General features: G+C 56.3%; 14 protein-coding genes and 1 tRNA gene. 9 read left to right on the top strand and 6 right to left on the bottom strand.

Translation table 11 applies throughout. The features are described 5' to 3' along the window. Positions 1 to 5: 5 nt before the first annotated feature. Positions 6 to 629: a phosphatase PAP2 family protein gene (locus tag B9A13_RS03485; RefSeq protein ID WP_084233673.1), complete on the bottom strand. Its 624-nt coding sequence runs from the start codon at positions 627 to 629 to the stop codon at positions 6 to 8. A 549-nt stretch (positions 630 to 1,178) separates the two neighbouring features. After that, positions 1,179 to 1,976, bottom strand: coding sequence for a zinc dependent phospholipase C family protein (locus B9A13_RS03475; protein WP_084233671.1), 798 nt, complete (start codon positions 1,974 to 1,976; stop codon positions 1,179 to 1,181). 238 nt (positions 1,977 to 2,214) lie between these two features. On the opposite strand from B9A13_RS03475, the gene B9A13_RS03470 reads away from it, so the two are divergent. After that, entirely contained in the window at positions 2,215 to 3,036 is an 822-nt protein-coding gene (locus B9A13_RS03470; protein WP_084233670.1) for an MBL fold metallo-hydrolase, read from the top strand. A gap of 201 nt (positions 3,037 to 3,237) precedes the next feature. On the opposite strand, the gene B9A13_RS03465 is transcribed toward B9A13_RS03470, so the two are convergent. Both B9A13_RS03465 and B9A13_RS03460 read right to left on the bottom strand, forming a co-directional pair. Next, positions 3,238 to 3,720 (bottom strand): DUF7000 family protein, encoded by a 483-nt coding sequence (locus tag B9A13_RS03465; RefSeq protein ID WP_084233669.1) that lies wholly within the window; start codon positions 3,718 to 3,720, stop codon positions 3,238 to 3,240. A gap of 122 nt (positions 3,721 to 3,842) precedes the next feature. Further along, a complete protein-coding gene (locus B9A13_RS03460) occupies positions 3,843 to 4,868 on the bottom strand; it encodes an NAD-dependent epimerase/dehydratase family protein (RefSeq protein WP_084233668.1) in 1,026 nt (341 codons plus the stop codon). A gap of 146 nt (positions 4,869 to 5,014) precedes the next feature. Here B9A13_RS03460 and B9A13_RS03455 point away from each other — a divergent pair, with 146 nt between their 5' ends. Next, complete coding sequence (locus tag B9A13_RS03455) at positions 5,015 to 5,566, top strand: TetR/AcrR family transcriptional regulator (RefSeq protein ID WP_159448011.1); 552 nt, start codon at positions 5,015 to 5,017, stop codon at positions 5,564 to 5,566. A gap of 247 nt (positions 5,567 to 5,813) precedes the next feature. Here the strand turns inward: B9A13_RS03455 and B9A13_RS03450 are convergent. Both B9A13_RS03450 and B9A13_RS03445 read right to left on the bottom strand, forming a co-directional pair. After that, positions 5,814 to 5,898, bottom strand: a tRNA-Leu gene (locus tag B9A13_RS03450). Positions 5,899 to 6,043: 145 nt separating this feature from the next. Beyond that, complete coding sequence (locus tag B9A13_RS03445) at positions 6,044 to 7,417, bottom strand: conjugal transfer protein TraL (protein WP_143806866.1); 1,374 nt, start codon at positions 7,415 to 7,417, stop codon at positions 6,044 to 6,046. Between the two features lie 472 nt (positions 7,418 to 7,889). On the opposite strand from B9A13_RS03445, the gene rpoB reads away from it, so the two are divergent. The 7 genes from rpoB (at position 7,890) to tuf (ending at position 20,286) form a co-directional block, all read left to right on the top strand. Further along, positions 7,890 to 11,570: a DNA-directed RNA polymerase subunit beta gene (gene rpoB, locus B9A13_RS03440; RefSeq protein WP_084233665.1), complete on the top strand. Its 3,681-nt coding sequence runs from the start codon at positions 7,890 to 7,892 to the stop codon at positions 11,568 to 11,570. 75 nt (positions 11,571 to 11,645) lie between these two features. Continuing rightward, positions 11,646 to 15,194 carry a DNA-directed RNA polymerase subunit beta' gene (gene rpoC, locus B9A13_RS03435; protein ID WP_084233664.1) on the top strand — a complete coding sequence of 1,183 codons (3,549 nt, stop codon included), beginning with the start codon at positions 11,646 to 11,648 and terminating at the stop codon, positions 15,192 to 15,194. A gap of 192 nt (positions 15,195 to 15,386) precedes the next feature. After that, positions 15,387 to 15,629 carry a ribosomal L7Ae/L30e/S12e/Gadd45 family protein gene (locus B9A13_RS03430; protein WP_200809674.1) on the top strand — a complete coding sequence of 81 codons (243 nt, stop codon included), beginning with the start codon at positions 15,387 to 15,389 and terminating at the stop codon, positions 15,627 to 15,629. Positions 15,630 to 15,784: 155 nt separating this feature from the next. Beyond that, positions 15,785 to 16,219 carry a 30S ribosomal protein S12 gene (rpsL, locus tag B9A13_RS03425; RefSeq protein WP_084233662.1) on the top strand — a complete coding sequence of 145 codons (435 nt, stop codon included), beginning with the start codon at positions 15,785 to 15,787 and terminating at the stop codon, positions 16,217 to 16,219. Positions 16,220 to 16,401: 182 nt separating this feature from the next. Beyond that, positions 16,402 to 16,872 (top strand): 30S ribosomal protein S7, encoded by a 471-nt coding sequence (rpsG, locus tag B9A13_RS03420; protein WP_200809673.1) that lies wholly within the window; start codon positions 16,402 to 16,404, stop codon positions 16,870 to 16,872. A 15-nt stretch (positions 16,873 to 16,887) separates the two neighbouring features. Further along, positions 16,888 to 18,972, top strand: a complete 2,085-nt coding sequence (fusA, locus tag B9A13_RS03415) for an elongation factor G (RefSeq protein WP_084233660.1) — start codon at positions 16,888 to 16,890, stop codon at positions 18,970 to 18,972. A 105-nt stretch (positions 18,973 to 19,077) separates the two neighbouring features. Next, a complete protein-coding gene (gene tuf, locus B9A13_RS03410; RefSeq protein WP_084233659.1) occupies positions 19,078 to 20,286 on the top strand; it encodes an elongation factor Tu in 1,209 nt (402 codons plus the stop codon). The last annotated feature ends 279 nt before the right edge of the window (positions 20,287 to 20,565 follow it).

Below are 20,565 nucleotides of genomic sequence, written 5' to 3'. Positions count from 1 at the left end.
CAAATTCATTGAAGCTGCTTTTTGCTCCATACCTTGTCTTTCCACAGGTTAAACACGAGCAGAGAGACGGCAAAGCCTATCAGCCAGCCGCCCAGGACATCTCCGGCGTAATGAACGCCCAGATAAACGCGGCTGTAGCCGATGGCCGCCGTGAGAGCAAGACAGAGGAAAGAGAGCGCCAGCCTCCGGAGCTTATTAGGTACATACCGGAAGATCAGAAGAATCAGCATTGTGTACAAAGTGGCGTTAATCATGGCGTGCCCGCTGGGAAAGCTGTAGCTTGTTTCGTTGATCAGCCGCAGGATATCGGGCCGCTGCCTGACGAAGAGGTTTTTCAGAACGATGTTCAGCACCGCCGACAGGATTACCGAAAGGGAAACAGGCAGAGCAATGGTTTTTCTCGATTTTGGCAGGGCGATCAGCAGCAGACAGAAGACAATCACCACCGCCGAGTCCCCAATATGCGTGATTGCCTTTACAATACCTGTATACAGAGGCGACATGTGTTCAACGGTTTCGCTGTAAGCCCAGCCTTCGAAGCCCACCGTAAGGCCCGCTTTCACACATACGGCAAGCATGGCGAATAATATGAGGGGGACAATCACCAGCCAGAGATTTTTTTTATTCATTCCGCCGCCTGCTTCCGATTAAGTTTGCTGCCGTAGTTTCTGCAGAACGCGTCTTTCCTGCAGACGGCAGAACGGCAGCATTCACAGGTATCGCCGATCTTTGCTCCGCAGAATGTGCAGTACAGATTCGTTTTATCCTGCACCGCGCCGCATTTATAGCAAATCCACTTGTTTTTTCGCAGATAATCTATATACCCGTTTTTCGCGCCAGCCAATAAACAGGTGGAAAAGGACGCTTTTCCATGAATATCGATTTTTTTCAATCCCCCGGATCCGTTTCACAAACGTATCCTGCGTCAGGTCCTTGCAGAGCGCATCGTGGCCGCACAGTTTCAGAAGAAAGTTTGATATGTATGGGTAATAGTCTGTTATTACACGCACCGGAAAGTAAGAGGCTGCGCAAACCCAATTTTTATTATACCAAAAGAATCGGAAGGATCCTCTGGGCAGCCGAAAGCCGCATCGTTTCCGTAAGTAGAGAAACGGGACGGGCGGACCGAAGCCTGCCGTCCCGGCTGCCTGAAATTCCAAGCCCGTAAAAAAGCGGTACTACGGGGTGACCGTCGCGGCTCCGTCCTGTCCGGGGGCCGGTTCCCCTTTATAGTTCTGCTCAAAGCCCCGGCAGCTCACGGGTTTTTTACCCATGCTTTCGCAGGCCGCCCGGATCAGCTCCGGGCACTCCTCCAAAGCTTTCCGGTAGAGCGCGTCCAGATGCCGAACATGCTCTGCCTGATTGCCGGGAACACAGGAGGGAAGAGACATGGCGGTAAACCGCCCGGGTTTATTGATCACCGTCTGACAGACCTTCAGGACCCGCTTGTAGTCCAGAAGCCGGATCAGACGGCGCTGGGATTTCACACACTTGCGCAGGGTTTCCCCATCCATACCGGGCCAGAGAGAGGCCATCGCCGGATAATCCAGCCCGTCGGGATTGAGGCACAGATACCGGGGCTCCGTCCATCCCCGGGCGGACAGGATCTGCCTGTCAAAGGCGGACTCCATCTGTTCATGCTGGTCAATGGTTTTACAGTGGGCAAAAACATAGGGATGACAGGTTTTATCCAGAGAATAGTGACAGATAAGGCCCATCATATACGACAGGGCCGCCCCTTCGTGCACCTTCTCCAGGATCGGGACGAACATCCGGCAGGCGGGAAGGCCGTGGCGTTCCTCGCCGTAGCGGACCACTTCGTTGCGGCGGTAGGGCTTATAATAAAAAAACGGATCCGGCCCCTGAAGACCGATATCATATTCCCGCTTATGGGCGAGAGCGCAGGATTTCCAATGTTCATCCAGACGATGGAGCACATCCTGGCCAAACTGATAATGAGCTGCACAGGCCGGCATAGTTTTCTCTTCTTTCGTATCCATATTCCAGACTGAATCAGTAAAATCATATCATAAAAAACCGGCCTGTAAATCGTACAATGTTCCTTTTGCATAAATTTAATATTTAACAGCCGTTTCGAAAATCCGTCCGACCGCTTCTGCAGCAAGAATATTTTCAGAATTATTTTTCTTTTTATTAAGAATTTTATATAATAGTACTGATCTCAGGAAAGATTTGCTAAAAGGAGTGAACGGGATGAACTGGACCATCAAAGTGCTGCATTTCGGAACCATCACCTCTCCCAAGTGCATGTTTACCCCCGGGCTGGATACCGACCTCGTTTTAGACGCACCCTATCTGGGATTTCTGCTGCAGAAGGATGGAATAAATGTTCTTGTGGACACCGGAATCAACGAGCGATACATCGTAAACGGACACACCCGCTGGAACAACTGCCCCGCAGAGGGCGGCACGTCCTGGGTGACGGAGGCGCTGAAGAAGGAGGGACTCGAGCCGAACGATATCCACATGGTGCTCTACACCCACCTGCACAATGACCACACCGGGGCCTGCCACCTTTTTCACGACGCGGAGACCGTCTTTATGAAAGCGGAATGGGAAAACCTGCTGAACCCCCTGCCCATTCAGATTTACCGGGGAGATTTTGACCAGACGGTCATCGAGATTTTCCGCAAAATGAAGAACGTCGTCATGCTGGACGGCGACGCGGAGCTGGCAAACGGCCTGAAAGTATACCTGACGCCGGGGCACACCAGGGGCAGCATGTGCATCGGAGTACCCACGGACAAGGGTCCCCGCATCATCGTGGGGGACCTGTTCTACATGCCCTATTTTCTTTTTCCCCAGACGGACAGCATGACGGACATGAAAGGGAAGACCCATCCCATCACGCCGCTTCCGGAGGCCATGGGCCCGATTCTCACCCATGTGATGATTTACGACCAGTACGCCTATTACGACTCCTACTACAAAGTCCGCGCCCTGGCGCCCGGCTTCGAAGAAAAATACTTTCTGTTCGGACATGACGGTAGTCTGCTGTTCACGGGAGTGCGGTAAGCTGGAAAAACCTGTGAGCAAGATGACCGGAACTTTTCTCAATCCCCATTTCAAGAATTTCAAAAAGAAGAGCAGGCACAGCCTGCTCTTCTTTTTGGGCGGATGCCGAGAACGGCAAACTTAAAAAAATCCGCACGAGCGGGGGACGGTTTCAGAAAACGAACGGCGGGGACCGGCATGGCGGGCAGCCGGGGTTTTCCGCTATAAGAGACAGGCCACCGAAGTAATGAACTGATCGACGCCATGTTCAATGGTATGGATCAATAAAGCCTGATTTTCAAAATCCGGTTCAGGTTCCAACGTATATTCTATGATGGCGTCCGGATTGGTTTCGTCGTGGAACAAATCGGGATTGACCGAAACCATATGTTTTATGCCGGATTCATATCTCCTTTTTGTCTCCCGGTTCCGGGCGGAAAGCCACACTTCAAAGCATCCTTTTTCGTGCAGGTATACGATAGCTATTTTAAGTCCCTTATCTTTCAGAAGCTTCGTACTGAACGAAAAATAGGACATGTCCATGTAGCCGGGATAGACGCCGCCTATATCGCTATCGGGATACATTTTCATGAAATCGGACCGCAACCTGCCGATAAATTCTAATATGCCCTTATATGCGGCCTGAAGCTCTCCCTGCCTCAAAAGACAGGTGTAGCCGCCGATGAGCTGATTCAGAGTCTTCATTGATATCCCCCCAATTCATATTTCCACCCGTGACGAAAATTCCGCACGACCCGGACATCTTAAAATCAGTTTTGGCAATATCGTAATGATCTATGGCTGGACCGCTTCCGTCGTCGCCGTCATTATGACCCGACATTCGGATGGATTTTTCCTTCCCGCTTCAGCCAGCGGACGGTATCCGCGATGGATTCATCCAGCGACCGGCACCGAAACCCCAGTTCTCTTTCGGCTTTTTCAGCGGAATAGTCATTGTTCCGCGCCAGGTTATAGACGGTAAACCGGCTGAACCACGCGGGCTTCTTTGTCATCCTGCCGTAGAGCGTACCTAGGCCGGCAAAGGGCCGGACAAGCCACAGAGGCACCGTAAACAGATATTTTTTTGCTCCGGCTTCTTTGCATATGGCATCCATCAGCTGGCTGAAGGTATAACAGCGGCTTGCCATAATATATGCTTCACCTTTTCGTCCTCTTTCCGCGCAGGCGATAATGCCGGCGGCCAAATCCCTGGCGTCCACCGAATTGAACGTACCTCCTACGGAGATGCGCAGTTTGCCTTCCGCCACCATGATCAGGGCGCTTGTGATCATCCCGAAGCCGTAATCGTTCGGCCCGAAAATTCCGCTGGGGCAGACGACGGACGCATCCAGACCATTTTTACGCACGGCTTTCATTACCAAGCCGGTGGCCATGGCTTTGGTTTTTGCGTAATAACCGATCACTTTATCGGGATCATAGTCTTCGACCTCGCGAATCACCTGCCCGCTGGGAAGCTCCGGGATCACGCTTGTCGAACTGATGTAAACCAGTTTTTTAACTTTATACTGTAAACATTTTTCTATGATATTCCCTGTGCCGTCCACATTGACCGCCCGCACGGTTTCGCTGGGTTCCGGATCCATCGTAACGATGCCCGCGGCGTGAATCACGATTAATTCGTCAGTTTCCGGGACGGAGAAGAACCTGTCCAGGGCCCCTACGTCCAAGAGACCGCCTTCAACGACCTCCACGCCATGTGGAATACCGGATATCGCGGTATCTTTGGGCAAAGCAAGCGCCCGCACGCGTTCGCCTCTTGCGATCAGTTCCCTCACGATATTCCCGCCCAGAAGTCCGGTTGCCCCGGTAAGCAGATAAAGCCGGCCGTTCATGTTTTCTCACCCTTATTTTACACAGTTGTGTAAGTATTAAGTATATTATATAATGACGGCGGCGGAAATCAATTAAAATGGCATATAAACATACATCTTACACAAAGCGGGCGATATGAGTAATGTATAAGGCTGAGACAAACTGTATGGCAAAGCGGACGCAAAACGCCATAGCCGGCGCGTTCCTATCCTTAATCCGGGAGAATACGTACGAGGAGATATCCGTTACGGATCTATGCAGAAAAGCCGACGTCGTCCGAAAAACCTTCTATAATAATTTCCACTCGAAAGACGATGTGGTGCATTATTTAATTGACGATATTTTTCATGAGATGGAATCCGGAATGGACTTGCGGAACATGAGCGTTCGTGAAATCCTTTTAAACGCTTTCAGGTTTGTGACGGAGAACCGCGAGGCTCTTTTACTGTTCTACAGCAGGGGACTGATCCGGTTCGCGTATAAGAGCATGTCGGCATACATTACGGAAGATCATATTTTAACCAAGCTGGACAGAAATGCCGTGGATGCCAGGGCGTATAAATATATCGCGGCTCAGATATCGGCCGTACTTATCAGCATTATAGAAACCTGGATAGAAAACGGTTTTGAAGAATCCGTCGAATTTCTGGCGGAGCTTACCGAAGCGCTGATGTATAAGCCGATGGATATTCCTGCTCAAAGCCACCGGCCTGTCTGAGATCCGGTTGCCGGTCGTCCCGATCAAAGCCAGCAAAGCAATAATATATCGGCACTGTCGGCGTCTTAGCGGATGCAAAAACCTAGGACCTCTGGGGGCAGAAAACGTCAAGAGGCGCATCCAGGGCATGGCGGATCTATTAGGCAAATAATAAGGACGTGCAGTCGAAGTGAACACGCCGCAATACAATACAATAAAAACACTTCAGTACAAAGAAAAGAGCCGGTGCATTTCTGCATCGGCTCTTTGGTGCGAGAGACGGGACTTGAACCCGTACGCCATAAGACACACGCCCCTCAAACGTGCCTGTCTACCAGTTCCAGCACTCTCGCATATGAAATTTTCCGCCCGGAATAACGGTGCGGACCGCCGGATTCAGAAGAAAACCAGGGTACAACCGCTTGCTTATTATAGCGATACGGGGCGGATTTGTCAACATGAAAATCGAAGAAGGGAAGCGGGATTTATAAGGAGGCGCTAAGCGGCGCCGCGGGCCTTCCCGTTTTGCCGGAGAAGGATGAAAAGATCCCAGAGGAGGACGGCCGCGGCAAAAGCGAGGGCCAGTGCGCCGTACTTCAGAGAAAGAAGGTACCGCTGATTCAAATAAGCGTAGTACCCCAGAAAAGAGCCGAAGACCACCAGAGCGGGAATGAAAAACCTCCGGGGGGCCACACAGGCCAGAATGAGGGTAAAAACGTCCGCCAGGAAAAAATACCGCTCGTGCATATGGGGCAGTACCATGGGGATGCCCAAGGAGAAAAGAAGAGCGGAATGAAAAAGAATGCGGTTTCCCACCCTGTTCCGGAAGAGAAACAGAACGACATACAGCACCGCCACACAGACAAAGGCGGCGAGAATCCCCAGGGTGCTGTACCACTCCGTGTCCACCGGCGTCCGGACGAAGGCAAAAAGAGAGGGGGCGTTCATGGTGAGATACTGGGAATAGTTATCGGCCTGCTTGAAGTAGACGTTCAGGATATCTCCCACGGGTTTTCCCAGAAAAATCGCCGGAAGAATCACCCACAGATAGGCAAGGGGGAACATGGGAATATATCTTGGGGAAATCCGCCGGGTAAAGAGCAAAACAAAATAGACGGGAAGGAGAAAAACAGCCTGGAGTTTAAAGGCGAAGGAAACCGCCATGGCTGCAACGGAGCCGGCGGGCCGGCCGGACAGAGCGAGGTACAGGGCAAGGACGGCAAAAGCCCCGTAAATGCTGTCGCACTGGCCCCAATAAGCTCCATTGAGGATCACCGTGGGCAGCAGCAGGAGGAGAAAAAAAGCGGCAAGGGGACGGGCGTTTCCTTTCGCCAAAACGCCGGCGAGCTTCATGCCCCAATAGGCCAGCAGAATATCAAAAAGAACGGAGAGCAGTTTGATTAGGTACAAATCGGGGATCTTCAGGTAAGAAAACGCGGCGAGAAAATACAGATAGGGGACATTGTAATCCCCCACGGAGAGGGCCAGACCCGAAAATCCACCGTGCTCCCGGAAAAACTCCACCCATCTGGCAAGAAAATACGAATAGTCCTGGGTCACGTGATCCATACTCAGGGCCCGGAGGAAAAAGGCAAGGGCCAGAGGCAGAGAGGAATACAGCATTGCCTGAAGCCCCGGGGCATACCCGGACCGGTGCAGCAGGAAAAGAGAAAGAACGTACAGCAGAAGGAAAAGGATCAAAACCGCAATCCGGTCGCCCATGGTTCCCCGGCTTAGAAAAAGCAGGCTGCGCTCGGCAAGAAGCAGCAAAATCAGCGCTCCACCTGCCGCCGCAAACGATATGCTCCTATGGCCCCGGATAAAGTCCAGACCTTTTTCCAGATATGCACGGCATGTTTCCGCTGTGTTCATGATCCGAATCCGCACCGTCCTTTTCCGCCGCGGCTTCAAAGGCCCGGCATGAGTACAGCATATAGCACATCGGACAGGAATGCAAGGACAAGACGGGGAAGCCGCCGCGCGATTACAGGAGAATTCTGGAGGTTTTCCCGAGGGAATAAAAAAATAACCCGGAACTTTCCGGATTATTCCCTCAAATCTATTGACATGAAAAAAAAACGATGATATAATTAAGCACTTGTTTATGACTATCGCTAAGCACTATTCCACCTATTACATCACAGTATAGCAGTTTCTCCGAAAAGAATCAAGTGGCACGGTGATGAAACCGACAACGCGCCCGAGCGTTGAAAACCTGGCATCCGTTCCGGCGCAGCATGAAGATGGAAACATTAAGTTTATATTAACTCGCTTTGATAAGAAACCCGGCGAAAACACGACGCGGCCGGGGCGAAGACAAATTGAAACGGAGAGTGGTTGTTGAATGGTCAAGGATGTGCAGTATGGCAGAACCCTCCGCAAGAGCTTTGCCAGACAGGAAGAGCTTTTGGAGATGCCAAACCTGCTGGAGATTCAGAAAAGTTCCTATAAGTGGTTTCTGGACACCGGCCTGCGGGAGGTGTTCTCGGACGTAGCCGCCATCACGGATTACGCCGGCAATCTGGAACTCACCTTTATCGACTATAAAATCGATGAAAATCCCAAGTACTCCGTGGAGGAGTGCAAGGCAAGGGACGCAACCTACGCGGCTCCCCTGAAGGTCAGGGTGCGCCTTCGCAACAAGGAAACGGAGGAAATCAAGGAGCAGGAAATCTTCATGGGGGATTTCCCCCTGATGACCACCGCCGGAACCTTCATCATCAACGGCGCCGAGCGGGTGATCGTATCTCAGATCGTCCGCTCCCCGGGCATTTATTACAGCCGTACCATGGATCCCAAAAGCGACACGCCCATATACGGGACCACGGTGATCCCCTACCGGGGCGCCTGGCTGGAATACGAGACCGACACCGCCGATTTGTTCTACGTCCGGATCGACAAGAACCGGAAGCTTCCCGTCACCTGCCTCATCCGGGCGCTGGGACTTACGTCCGACGGGCAGATCCTGGAGAAATTCGGAGAGGATCCCCGGATGGTGGCGACGCTGGATAAGGATCCCTGCAAGACCTACGAGGAAGCGCTGCTGGAGATCTACCGCCGCCTGCGCCCCGGAGAGCCGCCCACGGTGGACTCTTCCGAGACCCTCATCAACAATCTGTTTTTTGATGCCCGCCGGTACGACCTGTCGGCGGTGGGCCGCTATAAATTCAACAAAAAGCTGGCGATCTGGCAGCGCATCGTGGACTGCGAGCTGGCCCTTCCCATTTCCGATCCCATGACGGGAGAGGTAGTGGCGGAAGCCGGAGAAATCATTTCCCGGGAGCGGGCCCACGAACTGGACGAGCTGGGCGTCTGCGAAGCCACCGTCCTGGTGGACGGCCAGCAGGTGAAGGTATTTTCCAACTACATGGTAAATATAGGCCGGTTCGTAGAATTTGATCCGGCGGCGGCGGGCGTTACCGAGCGGGTAAGGCTTTCGGTCCTCCGGGAGATCCTGGAGAACGCGGAAAACGAGGATGTGCAGGAAGCGGTGCGCCGGAGGATCGACGATCTGATCCCCAAGCACATCATCGTCGACGATATTTTCTCCTCCATCAACTTTTTAAACTGCCTGGCTTTCGGGCTTGCCACCTCGGACGACATCGACCATCTGGGAAACCGGAGGCTCCGTTCGGTGGGCGAGCTTCTGCAGAACCAGTTCCGGATCGGGTTTTCACGGATGGAGCGGGTGATCCGGGAGCGCATGACCATTCAGGACCTGGATATCGTGACGCCCCAGTCCCTCATCAATATCCGGCCGGTGACGGCGTCCATCAAGGAGTTTTTCGGCTCCTCGCCCCTGTCCCAGTTCATGGACCAGACCAACCCCCTGGCGGAGCTGACCCACAAGAGAAGGCTTTCCGCCCTGGGCCCCGGCGGCCTTTCCCGGGAGAGAGCCAATATGGACGTGCGCGACGTGCACTACAGCCATTACGGCCGCATGTGCCCCATTGAGACGCCGGAAGGACCCAACATCGGACTGATCTCCTACCTCGCCACTTACGCGAGAATCAACCAGTACGGCTTCATCGAGGCGCCTTACCGCAGGGTGGACAAAAAGACCCACCGGGTGACCGACGAAGTGGTGTACATGACCGCCGACGTGGAGGACCAGTACATTATTGCTCAGGCCAGCGAACCGGTGGACGAGAACAGCTGCCTGAAAAACGAACGCATCACCTGCCGCCACAGAGACGAGATTATCGAACTGGACCGGGCCAGGGTGGACTATGTGGACGTTTCCAGCAAGATGATGGTTTCGGTGGCTACGGCTATGATTCCCTTCCTGGAAAACGACGACGCAAACCGCGCCCTCATGGGTTCCAACATGCAGCGCCAGGCGGTGCCCCTGCTGATCACCGAGGCGCCCATCGTGGCCACCGGCATCGAACACAAGGCCTGTATCGACTCTGAGGTGGCTCTCATCGCGGAGGGGGATGGCACGGTTACAAACGTGAGCGCCAATTCCATCTCCGTGCGCTACGATGGCGGGGAAAACAAGAATTACAGGCTTACCAAATTCCTCCGTTCCAACCACGGCACCTGCATCAACCAGCGGCCCATCGTCACGGCGGGAGACCGGGTGGGGCCCACCGCGGTGCTGGCGGACGGCCCTTCCACCAGCGAGGGGGAAATCTCCCTGGGCCGGAACATCCTGGTTGGTTTTATGACCTGGGAAGGCTACAACTACGAGGACGCCATCCTCATTAACGAGAGACTGGTACGGGAGGACATCTTTTCCTCCATTCACATCGAAGAGTATGAAATCGACGCGCGGGACACCAAGCTGGGACCCGAGGAAATTACCCGGGACATCCCCAACGTGGGCGAGGACGCGCTGAAGGATCTGGACGAGAGGGGCATCATCCGCGTGGGCGCGGAGGTGCGCTCGGGAGATATTCTGGTGGGCAAGGTCACGCCTAAGGGCGAAACGGACCTCACCGCCGAGGAGCGGCTGCTACGCGCCATTTTCGGCGAAAAAGCCCGGGAGGTCAGGGACACCTCTTTGAAGGTGCCTCACGGTGAGAGCGGCATCGTGGTGGACGTTAAGGTATTCACCCGGGAAAACGGCGACGAGCTGAACCCGGGAGTCAACATGGTGGTGAGATGCTACATCGCCCAGAAGAGAAAGATCTCCGTGGGCGACAAGATGGCCGGCCGCCACGGAAACAAGGGCGTGGTATCCCGTATCCTGCCCCAGGAAGACATGCCGTTTCTGCCGGACGGAACGCCTCTTGACATCGTGCTCAACCCCCTGGGCGTTCCCTCCCGTATGAATATCGGACAGGTTCTGGAGGTCCATCTGGGATACGCGGCAAAGGTTCTGGGCTGGAAGGTGGCAAGTCCCATCTTCGACGGCGCCAACGAGACGGAGATTGAAGAAACCCTCAAGCTCGCGGGTCTCAGACCCGACGGAAAGAGCATCCTGTACGACGGACGCACGGGGGATCAGTTCGACAACCCCGTCACCGTGGGATATGTCTACTTCATGAAGCTGCACCACCTGGTGGACGACAAAATCCACGCCCGGTCCACGGGACCTTACTCCCTGGTGACCCAGCAGCCTTTGGGCGGCAAGGCGCAGTTCGGCGGTCAGCGCTTCGGCGAAATGGAAGTCTGGGCGCTGGAGGCATACGGCGCGGCCTACACCCTTCAGGAGATCCTCACGGTGAAGTCCGACGACGTCACCGGACGGGTCCGGACCTACGAGGCCATCGTAAAGGGGCACAACGTCCCCAAACCGGGGGTTCCCGAGTCCTTCAAGGTGCTGGTGAAAGAGCTGCAGTCTTTGTGCCTGGATATCCGGGTGCTGGACAAAAACGGAAGTGAGATCGAGCTCAAGGACGACGAGGACATGGATACCTTCCAGAGCCGCAGGGGCGAGGACGACGTCTACGTCGCCGAGGAGGAGGAAATCGCCGCCGGCGGCTTCGGCATCGAGGACGTGGAGGACGAAGAGGACGATCTGACCTTCGACGACGGAGAAGAAGGGGAAGCGGACGGCGAGCTGTTTGACATCGAATAATCTTCTGGCCCGGCGCGGGGAAACCCCGGGACGCCGGACGGGACATTCGATTGAAATATAAGGAGGAAAGCGAATATGAGTTATGTCGCTTTTGACGCGATAAAGATCGGAATTGCCTCCCCCGAGATGATCCGAGAGTGGTCATACGGAGAAGTTAAAAAGCCGGAAACCATCAACTACCGAACCCTCAAGCCCGAGCGGGACGGCCTCTTCTGCGAGAGGATCTTCGGGCCCACCAAGGACTGGGAGTGCCACTGCGGCAAATATAAGAAGATCCGCTACAAGGGAAAGATCTGCGACCGCTGCGGCGTGGAGGTCACCCGGGCGAAGGTCCGCCGTGAACGGATGGGCCACATCGAGCTGGCCGCCCCGGTTTCCCACATCTGGTATTTCAAGGGCATCCCCTCCCGGATGGGGCTGCTGCTGGATATTTCCCCGCGCATTCTGGAAAAAGTGCTGTATTTTGCGTCCTATATCGTCACCGACCCGGGAGAGACCCCGCTTGCCAGGAACCAGATCCTCAGCGAGCGGGAATACCGGGATATGCGGGAAAAATATGAGGACGACTTCAAGGCCGGCATGGGCGCCGAGGCGGTGAAGGAACTGCTGGCGGCCATCGACATTGAACAGCTTTCCGCGAACCTGCATTCAGAGCTCAAGGACGCCTCGGGTCAGAAAAAGGCCCGGCTCGTCAAGCGCCTGGAAGTGGTGGAAGCCTTCCGGCTTTCCGGCAACAAGCCGGAATGGATGATCATCGACGTTCTGCCGGTGATCCCCCCAGAGCTGCGGCCCATGGTGCAGCTGGACGGCGGCCGTTTCGCCACCTCGGATCTGAACGACCTGTACCGCAGGGTGATCAACCGCAACAACCGTTTGAAGCGCCTGATCCAGCTCAACGCCCCGGACATCATCGTGCGCAACGAAAAGCGGATGCTCCAGGAGGCGGTGGACGCCCTCATCGACAACGGCCGGCGCGGCCGGGCGGTGACCGGGGCCAACAACCGGGCCCTCAAGTCTTTGTCCGACATGCTCAAGGGCAAGCAGGGCCGGTTCCGTCAGAACCTGCTGGGAAAGCGCGTGGACTATTCCGGCCGTTCGGTCATCGTGGTGGGTCCGGAGCTGAAGATCTATCAGTGCGGCCTGCCCAAGGAGATGGCCCTGGAGCTCTTCCGGCCCTTCGTCATGAAGAAGCTGGTGGAGGAAGGCCTGGCCAACAACATCAAGAGCGCCAAAAAGATGGTGGACAAGGGCCGCACCGAGGTGTGGGACGCCCTGGAAGGGATCATCAAGGAGCACCCGGTGCTCTTGAACCGCGCTCCCACGCTGCACCGGCTGGGCATTCAGGCCTTTGAACCCATCCTGGTGGAAGGCCGCGCCCTGAAGCTCCATCCTTTGGTCTGCACCGCCTATAACGCCGACTTCGACGGAGACCAGATGGCGGTACACGTTCCCCTGTCGGCGGAAGCCCAGGCGGAGGCGAGAATCCTCATGCTCTCGGCCAACAACCTGCTCCGGCCCCAGGACGGCGGCCCCGTGACCGTTCCGTCCCAGGACATGGTGCTGGGTTCCTATTACCTCACCTTCGAGCGGAAGGAGGAGGGGACGGGCAAGATTTTCTCCAACGAGAACGAGGCTCTGATGGCCTATAACGAGGGTGCCGTGGGCATCCATTCCCCCGTCAAGGTCAGACGTGAGCTGGTCATCGACGGGGAGGTCCGGCGCCATCTGGTGGACACCACCGTGGGCCGGGTGATCTTCAACGAAAACATCCCCCAGGATCTGGGCTTTGTGGATAGGTCCAAACCGGAAAACCTCTTTGAATACGAGATCAACTTCGTAACGGGAAAGAAACAGCTTTCCTCCATTATAGAAAAGTGCATCAAGAAGCACGGCTTCACCGTCTCGGCAGGGGTGCTGGACCAGATCAAGGCCATGGGGTACAAATACTCCACCAAGGGCGCCATCACCATCTCCATCTCCGACATGACGGTCCCAGAGGAAAAGAAGACTCTCATCCAGGAGACGGAGCGGAAGATCGTGAAGATCGAAAACCAGTACAAGCGCGGATTCATCACCAACGACGAGCGCTACCGCCTGGTCATCGACGAGTGGGACAAAACCACCAAGGCGGTGACCGCCGCCCTGCAGAACAGTCTGGACGAGTTCAACCCCATCTTCATGATGGCGACCTCCGGCGCCCGGGGCACCATGAACCAGATCCGGCAGCTGGCGGGCATGCGCGGCCTGATGGCCAACACCGCCGGCAAGACCATCGAAATCCCCATCAAGGCCAATTTCCGCGAGGGCCTTTCCGTTCTGGAATACTTCATCTCCTCCAGAGGCGCCCGCAAGGGCTTGGCGGACACCGCTCTGCGGACCGCAGACTCCGGGTATCTCACCCGGCGCCTGGTGGACGTCTCCCAGGAGGTCATCATCCGGGAGGCCGACTGCGGGACCGAGGAAGGGATCCTGGTTTCCGAGATCAGCGAGGCAGGGCAGATCATCGAGAGGTTTTCCGATCGGATCCGGGGCAGGTTCCCCGTTCGCGACATCCTGGATGAAAACGGGAACGTTCTTATTTCAAAGGATCGGATGATGACCGAGGAGGACGCCAAGCTTCTGGAGGCTCACGGGATCCGCGAGGCGGAGATCCGCACCGTGCTCCGCTGCCGCGCCCGCTCCGGCGTCTGCGCCAAATGCTACGGTATGAACCTGGCCACCAGCGAGCCGGTGAGCGAGGGCGAAGCGGTGGGCATCATCGCGGCCCAGTCCATCGGCGAACCGGGCACGCAGCTGACCATGCGTACCTTCCACACCGGCGGCGTCGCGGGAGACGACATCACCCAGGGTCTTCCCCGGGTGGAGGAGCTCTTTGAAGCAAGAAAGCCCAAGAAGATGGCGACCATCTGCGAGACAGACGGCATCGTCACCCTGGAGGAAACCCGGAAGGGCTCCATGTGCACCCTCACGGTGACCAATCCCCAGGACGGGGACACCCGGACCTATGTGGTGCCCTATTCCACCATGCGGGTGGAAAACGGACAGGAGATCAAAAAGGGAACGGCCCTCATGGACGGCGCCCTCAACCCCCACGACGTTCTCCGGATCCGGGGCATTTCCGCGGTGCACAACTATCTGATCCAGGAGGTCCTGCGGGTGTACCGCCAGCAGGGCGTGGACATCAACGACAAGCATATCGAGGTCATCGTGCGCCAGATGATGCGCAAGGTGCGGGTGGAAGACCCGGGAGATACCCTGCTCCTGTCCGGCACCACGGCGGACCTGTTCGAGTTTGAGGATGCCAACCGGGAGATCCGGGAAAGGATCGCCTCGGGAGAGGAAAACCTCCGGGAAGCCACCTGCGTGCAGATGCTCATGGGCATCACCAAGGCATCTTTGGCAACCGATTCCTTCCTGTCGGCGGCCTCCTTCCAGGAGACCACAAAGGTGCTCACCGAAGCCGCCATCAAGGGCAAGGTGGACCACCTCGTCGGCCTGAAGGAAAATGTCATCATCGGCAAGCTCATCCCCGCCGGTTCCGGAATGGATGTTTACCGGGAGCCCGAGGAGGCGGAGGAAGCCTGGCAGGAGCCGGTCCCCGCGGCGGCGGGAGCGGAGCAGTAATACCAAGGGAAACCGTATGTGAGCCCGTCCCGGCCTTTTCGGAACCGGAAAGGCGCGGGACTGCTCCAATTCCGGAAAAAACCATATAAAACCGGTCTTGACGGGCCATTTTCCGTATGGTATAATTTCACTTTGCGCAGGTTGAACTGCGCAGACTGAATCATGCGGAAAACCGGACAGGAGGGACAGAGCTTGCTCTCTTTACTGAGCACAGGGAAAAAAGTAATCGGCATCAAGCAGTCCCGCAAGGCAATCCGGGAAGGCGCAGCAGAACGGGCTTTTCTCGCCCAGGACGCGGATCCGGAGATCCGGGAGACAATGGGGGAACTGTGCCAGCAGCACGGGGTGCCCGCGGAAGCCGTTCCCACCATGCTGGAACTGGGGCGGGCCTGCGGCATCGAAGTGGGAGCCGCCGCGGCGGTTCTCCTGAAGTAATTTTGTTTTTTACGGAATATGAATGCCATATTGCGTAAAAATATACTTTTGCGTGTATTCCATCAAAGGGATAGCGCGGGAGTTCCCGGCCCCGTACCGGCGACGCCGGCAGGGGGCCACGGCAAACCCCATCGCTTGAGGAAAGGAGGAAAAACATGCCGACATTCAATCAGCTCGTGAGAAAGGGAAGAGAACAGGTCACCTACAAGTCCACGTCTCCCGCCATGCAGCACGGTCTGAACACCCTGAAAAACCAGGAGACCGATCTGCCTTCTCCCCAGAAGCGGGGCGTATGCACCGCGGTGAGAACTTCCACTCCGAAAAAGCCGAACTCGGCCCTGCGGAAGATCGCCCGTGTGCGCCTGACCAACGGTTATGAGGTCACGGCCTATATTCCGGGCGTGGGACACAACCTGCAGGAGCACTCAGTGGTGATGATCCGCGGCGGACGCGTCAAGGACCTTCCGGGCGTCCGTTACCACATCATCCGCGGCACTCTGGACACCCAGGGCGTGGCAAACCGCAAGCAGGCGCGCTCCAAGTACGGAGCAAAGCGGCCGAAGGCGGGCAAAACGGCAGCCAAGAAGTAGGGCCGTTTGCGATATCCTAAAAATGAAGCATCATACCTTGGGCGCAAGGTAAACGCCTTGCCCTGACGTTTATTTATAAACCTCGGGCAGGCACAGCGGGCCGTCTTTTTCCGGGCGGTCCGTACGGAAGCGGGCATGCTTTCGAGTACCTATGAAATCAGATTGTGAAGGAGGGAAGCAAAGTGCCCAGAAGAGGAAACGTACCCAAAAGAGAAATTTTACCGGACCCCTTATACAACTCCGTCCTGGTGACCAAGCTTGTAAACGGTATCATGTACGACGGGAAAAAGGGCGTGGCCCAAAAGGTGGTTTACGGCGCGTTTGAAATCATCAACAAGAAAACAGGAAAAGACGCTTTGGACGTATTCACCCAGGCGCTGGACAACATCATGCCGTCCCTGGAGGTAAAGGCACGCCGCGTAGGCGGCGCCACCTACCAGGTACCCATGGAGGTCCGGCCGGAACGCAGGCAGACACTCGGCCTGCGCTGGCTGACCAATTATTCCCGCGCAAGAAGCGAAAAGACTATGAGGGAACGTCTCGCCGGCGAGATCATGGACGCAAGCAACAGCCTTGGAAACGCCGTCAAGAAACGCGAGGACACCCATAAGATGGCGGAAGCCAACAAAGCGTTCGCACATTACCGCTGGTAAGAAGGAGACAATAGTATGCCAAGGCAATTCCCGCTGGAGAAAACAAGAAATATCGGCATCATGGCCCACATTGACGCGGGCAAGACGACCACCACCGAACGGATCCTCTACTATACCGGCGTAAACTACAAGATGGGCGAGGTCCATGACGGAAATGCGACGATGGACTGGATGGAGCAGGAGCAGGAGCGGGGCATCACCATCACCTCCGCTGCAACCACCTGCCACTGGAAGAATCACCGCATCAATATCATCGACACTCCGGGCCATGTGGATTTCACCGTGGAAGTGGAGCGGTCTCTGCGCGTCCTGGACGGCTCGGTGACCGTTATGTGCGCGAAAGGCGGTGTGGAGCCCCAGTCGGAAACCGTCTGGCGTCAGGCTGACCATTACCATGTGCCGCGGCTGGTGTACGTCAACAAGATGGACATCATGGGGGCGGACTTTTTCAACGTTCTGCGCATGATCGAGGAGCGGCTCAAATGCAACGCCGTTCCCATTCAGCTTCCCATCGGCAGCGAGGATACTTTCAAGGGGATCATCGATCTGGTGGAGATGAAGGCCGACATCTATTACGACGACCTGGGCAAGGACATGCGCGTGGAAGAGATCCCTGCGGACATGAAAGAGCTGGCCGAGGAATATCACATCAAGCTTCTGGAGGCCGTCTCCGATTTTGATGACGAGATCATGGAAAAATACCTGGAAGGGGAAACGGTGCCGATGGACTCCGTCCGGAAAGCAATCCGGGCAGCCACCGTCGCCGTGAAAATGATCCCCGTCACCTGCGGAAGCTCTTACAAGAACAAGGGAGTCCAAAAGCTGCTGGATGCGGTGGTGGACTACCTGCCGTCGCCTCTGGACGTCCCCGATATCAAGGGCGTCGACCCCGAAACCGGGGAAGAGGACAGCCGCCCGTCCGACGATTCGGCGCCGTTTTCCGCGCTGGCGTTTAAAATCATGACCGACCCGTACGTGGGAAGGCTCTCCTTCTTCCGGGTCTATTCCGGAACCCTCACCACCGGCTCATCCGTGCTCAATTCCACGAAGGGCCACCGGGAGCGTTTCGGGCGGATCCTGCAGATGCACGCCAACCACCGGGAGGACATCGATATCGTCTATTCGGGCGACATCGCCGCGGCGGTGGGACTGAAGAACACCACCACGGGGGATACCCTGTGCGATGAGAAACACCCCATCATCCTGGAGTCCATGGAGTTTCCCGAGCCCGTCATCCGGGTGGCCATCGAGCCGAAGACCAAGGCCGGCCAGGAGAAGATGGGCATCGCCCTTATGAAGCTGGCCGAGGAGGATCCCACCTTCAAGACCTACACGGACGAGGAGACGGGTCAGACCATCATCGCCGGCATGGGCGAGCTGCACCTGGAGATCATCGTCGACAGGCTTCTTCGGGAGTTCAAGGTGGAGGCCAACGTAGGCAAGCCCCAGGTGGCCTACAAGGAGACCATCCGCAAGTCGGCGGACGTGGACAACAAATACGCCCGTCAGTCCGGCGGCAAGGGCCAGTACGGTCATGTCAAGATCATCGCCGAGCCCAACGAATCGGGCAAGGGCTATGAGTTTATCAACAAAGTCGTGGGAGGCGCCATCCCCAAGGAATTCATTCCCGCGGTGGATCAGGGCATCCAGGGCGCGATGCAGGCCGGCGTTCTGGCCGGTTATCCGGTGGTGGACGTGAAGGTAACGCTGTACGACGGCTCCTACCATGAGGTGGACTCTTCGGAAATGGCTTTCAAGATCGCGGCCTCCATGGCCTTCAAGGAGGCTTGCCGGAAGGCGGACCCCGTCCTGCTGGAGCCCATCATGAAGGTTTCCGTCATCGTTCCGGAGGAATACATGGGCGACGTCATCGGCGATCTCAACTCCAGGCGCGGCCAGATCCAGGGCATGGAAGCCCGCACGGGGGCCCAGCAGATCGACGCTTTCGTTCCGCTGTCGGAGATGTTCGGATATGCCACCGATCTGCGCTCCCGTACCCAGGGCCGGGGCCAGTACAGCATGGAACCCAGCCACTATGTGGAGATCCCCAAGTCCATCCAGGAGAAGATCATCGACAAGCGCTTCCCGCAAAACGCATGACCCGGCAGATTACGGTTTTTTATTGCATCTGCGGGTAAAATGCTATAAAATAGCACCAGATAAACGGAATTATATACTGTATTAAATAAGGAGGATTCATTCACCATGGCTAAACAGAAGTTTGAAAGAACGAAGCCCCACGTAAATATTGGCACCATTGGTCACGTGGATCATGGCAAGACCACTCTTACCGCCGCTATCACCAAGGTCCTCGCTCTGGGCGATCCCAAGGCGGCCACCTTTACCGCTTATGATATGATCGACAAGGCCCCCGAAGAGCGCGCCCGCGGCATCACAATCAATACCGCCCACGTGGAATATCAGACTGCAACCCGGCACTATGCCCACGTCGACTGCCCGGGCCACGCCGACTATATTAAGAACATGATCACCGGAGCCGCCCAGATGGACGGCGCGATCCTGGTTATCGCCGCAACCGACGGACCCATGGCCCAGACCAAGGAGCACATCCTGCTGGCCCGTCAGGTGGGTGTGCCTTATATCGTCGTATTCCTCAACAAGATCGACCAGGTGGACGATCCCGAGCTCATCGAGCTGGTGGAGATGGAAGTCCGCGAGACCCTCACCAAGTACGAGTTCCCGGGCGACGACATCCCCATCATCAAGGGTTCCGCCCTCAAAGCCCTGGAGTCCACCTCCACCGACCCCAACGCGCCGGAGTACCAGTGCATCCATGAGCTGATGGACGCCGTGGATACCTATATCAAGACCCCCGAACGGAAATCCGACCTGCCCTTCCTTATGCCCGTGGAAGACGTTTTCACCATCACCGGACGCGGCACCGTGGCCACCGGCCGTGTGGAGCGCGGAAAGGTCAAAGTGGGCGACGAGGTTGAAATCGTGGGCCTCACCGAAGAGAAAAAGAAGACCGTGGTCACCGGCGTCGAGATGTTCCGGAAACTGCTGGACTACGCGGAAGCCGGAGACAACATCGGCACCCTCCTTCGGGGCATCACCAAGAAGGAAGTGGAACGAGGCCAGGTTCTGTCCAAGCCCGGTTCCATTCATCCCCACACCAAGTTTCTCGGTAAAGTTTACGTCCTGTCCAAGGAAGAGGGCGGCCGGCACACTCCGTTTTTCAACAACTACCGGCCCCAGTTCTACTTCCGGACCACGGACGTGACGGGCGTCATCACCCTGCCGGAAGGCGTTGAGATGTGCATGCCGGGCGACCACGTGGATATCAACGTGGAACTCATCACCCCCATCGCCATCGAGGAAGGCCTCCGCTTCGCCATCCGCGAGGGCGGCAGGACCGTGGGCTCCGGCGTCGTCACCAAGATCAACTCCTGAATTCACAGGGCGGATTTTGGAATAAAACCGTAAATCAACAAACACAGCGCCCCTTTTCCCGCAGTGGAGAAGGGGCGCTGCTCCATACGCGCCAGGCGGCGGGAAATCCCGCCGCCTGGCGCGTATAAACGGTATACGTTTTCGCAGGGCTTATATCCGCATTCTGCGGACAATAGCGGATGAAGCGTTCGTTCCGCACCCCCCGTCTTTTCGAATTCGGCGCGCCGTTCAAACCCGGGAATCCATCTGATTCTCCGCTGGATTGCCGGGGGGCGTCCG

This window comes from Papillibacter cinnamivorans DSM 12816, from assembly GCF_900176335.1.
GTDB classification, from domain to species: domain Bacteria; phylum Bacillota; class Clostridia; order Oscillospirales; family Oscillospiraceae; genus Papillibacter; species Papillibacter cinnamivorans.
Note: the sequence above shows the minus strand (reverse complement) of the source record. Positions and strands in the feature narration are given on the sequence as shown.

Coding starts and splice junctions, on each gene's coding strand:
- rpoC (WP_084233664.1), top strand. CDS start 11,646: ATGAGTTATGTCGCTTTTGACGCGATAAAGATCGGAATTGCCTCCCCC.
- B9A13_RS03455 (WP_159448011.1), top strand. CDS start 5,015: ATGGCAAAGCGGACGCAAAACGCCATAGCCGGCGCGTTCCTATCCTTA.
- B9A13_RS03475 (WP_084233671.1), bottom strand. CDS start 1,976: ATGCCGGCCTGTGCAGCTCATTATCAGTTTGGCCAGGATGTGCTCCAT.
- rpsL (WP_084233662.1), top strand. CDS start 15,785: ATGCCGACATTCAATCAGCTCGTGAGAAAGGGAAGAGAACAGGTCACC.
- rpoB (WP_084233665.1), top strand. CDS start 7,890: ATGGTCAAGGATGTGCAGTATGGCAGAACCCTCCGCAAGAGCTTTGCC.
- B9A13_RS03485 (WP_084233673.1), bottom strand. CDS start 629: ATGAATAAAAAAAATCTCTGGCTGGTGATTGTCCCCCTCATATTATTC.
- B9A13_RS03470 (WP_084233670.1), top strand. CDS start 2,215: ATGAACTGGACCATCAAAGTGCTGCATTTCGGAACCATCACCTCTCCC.
- tuf (WP_084233659.1), top strand. CDS start 19,078: ATGGCTAAACAGAAGTTTGAAAGAACGAAGCCCCACGTAAATATTGGC.
- B9A13_RS03460 (WP_084233668.1), bottom strand. CDS start 4,868: ATGAACGGCCGGCTTTATCTGCTTACCGGGGCAACCGGACTTCTGGGC.
- B9A13_RS03465 (WP_084233669.1), bottom strand. CDS start 3,720: ATGAAGACTCTGAATCAGCTCATCGGCGGCTACACCTGTCTTTTGAGG.
- B9A13_RS03445 (WP_143806866.1), bottom strand. CDS start 7,417: ATGAACACAGCGGAAACATGCCGTGCATATCTGGAAAAAGGTCTGGAC.
- fusA (WP_084233660.1), top strand. CDS start 16,888: ATGCCAAGGCAATTCCCGCTGGAGAAAACAAGAAATATCGGCATCATG.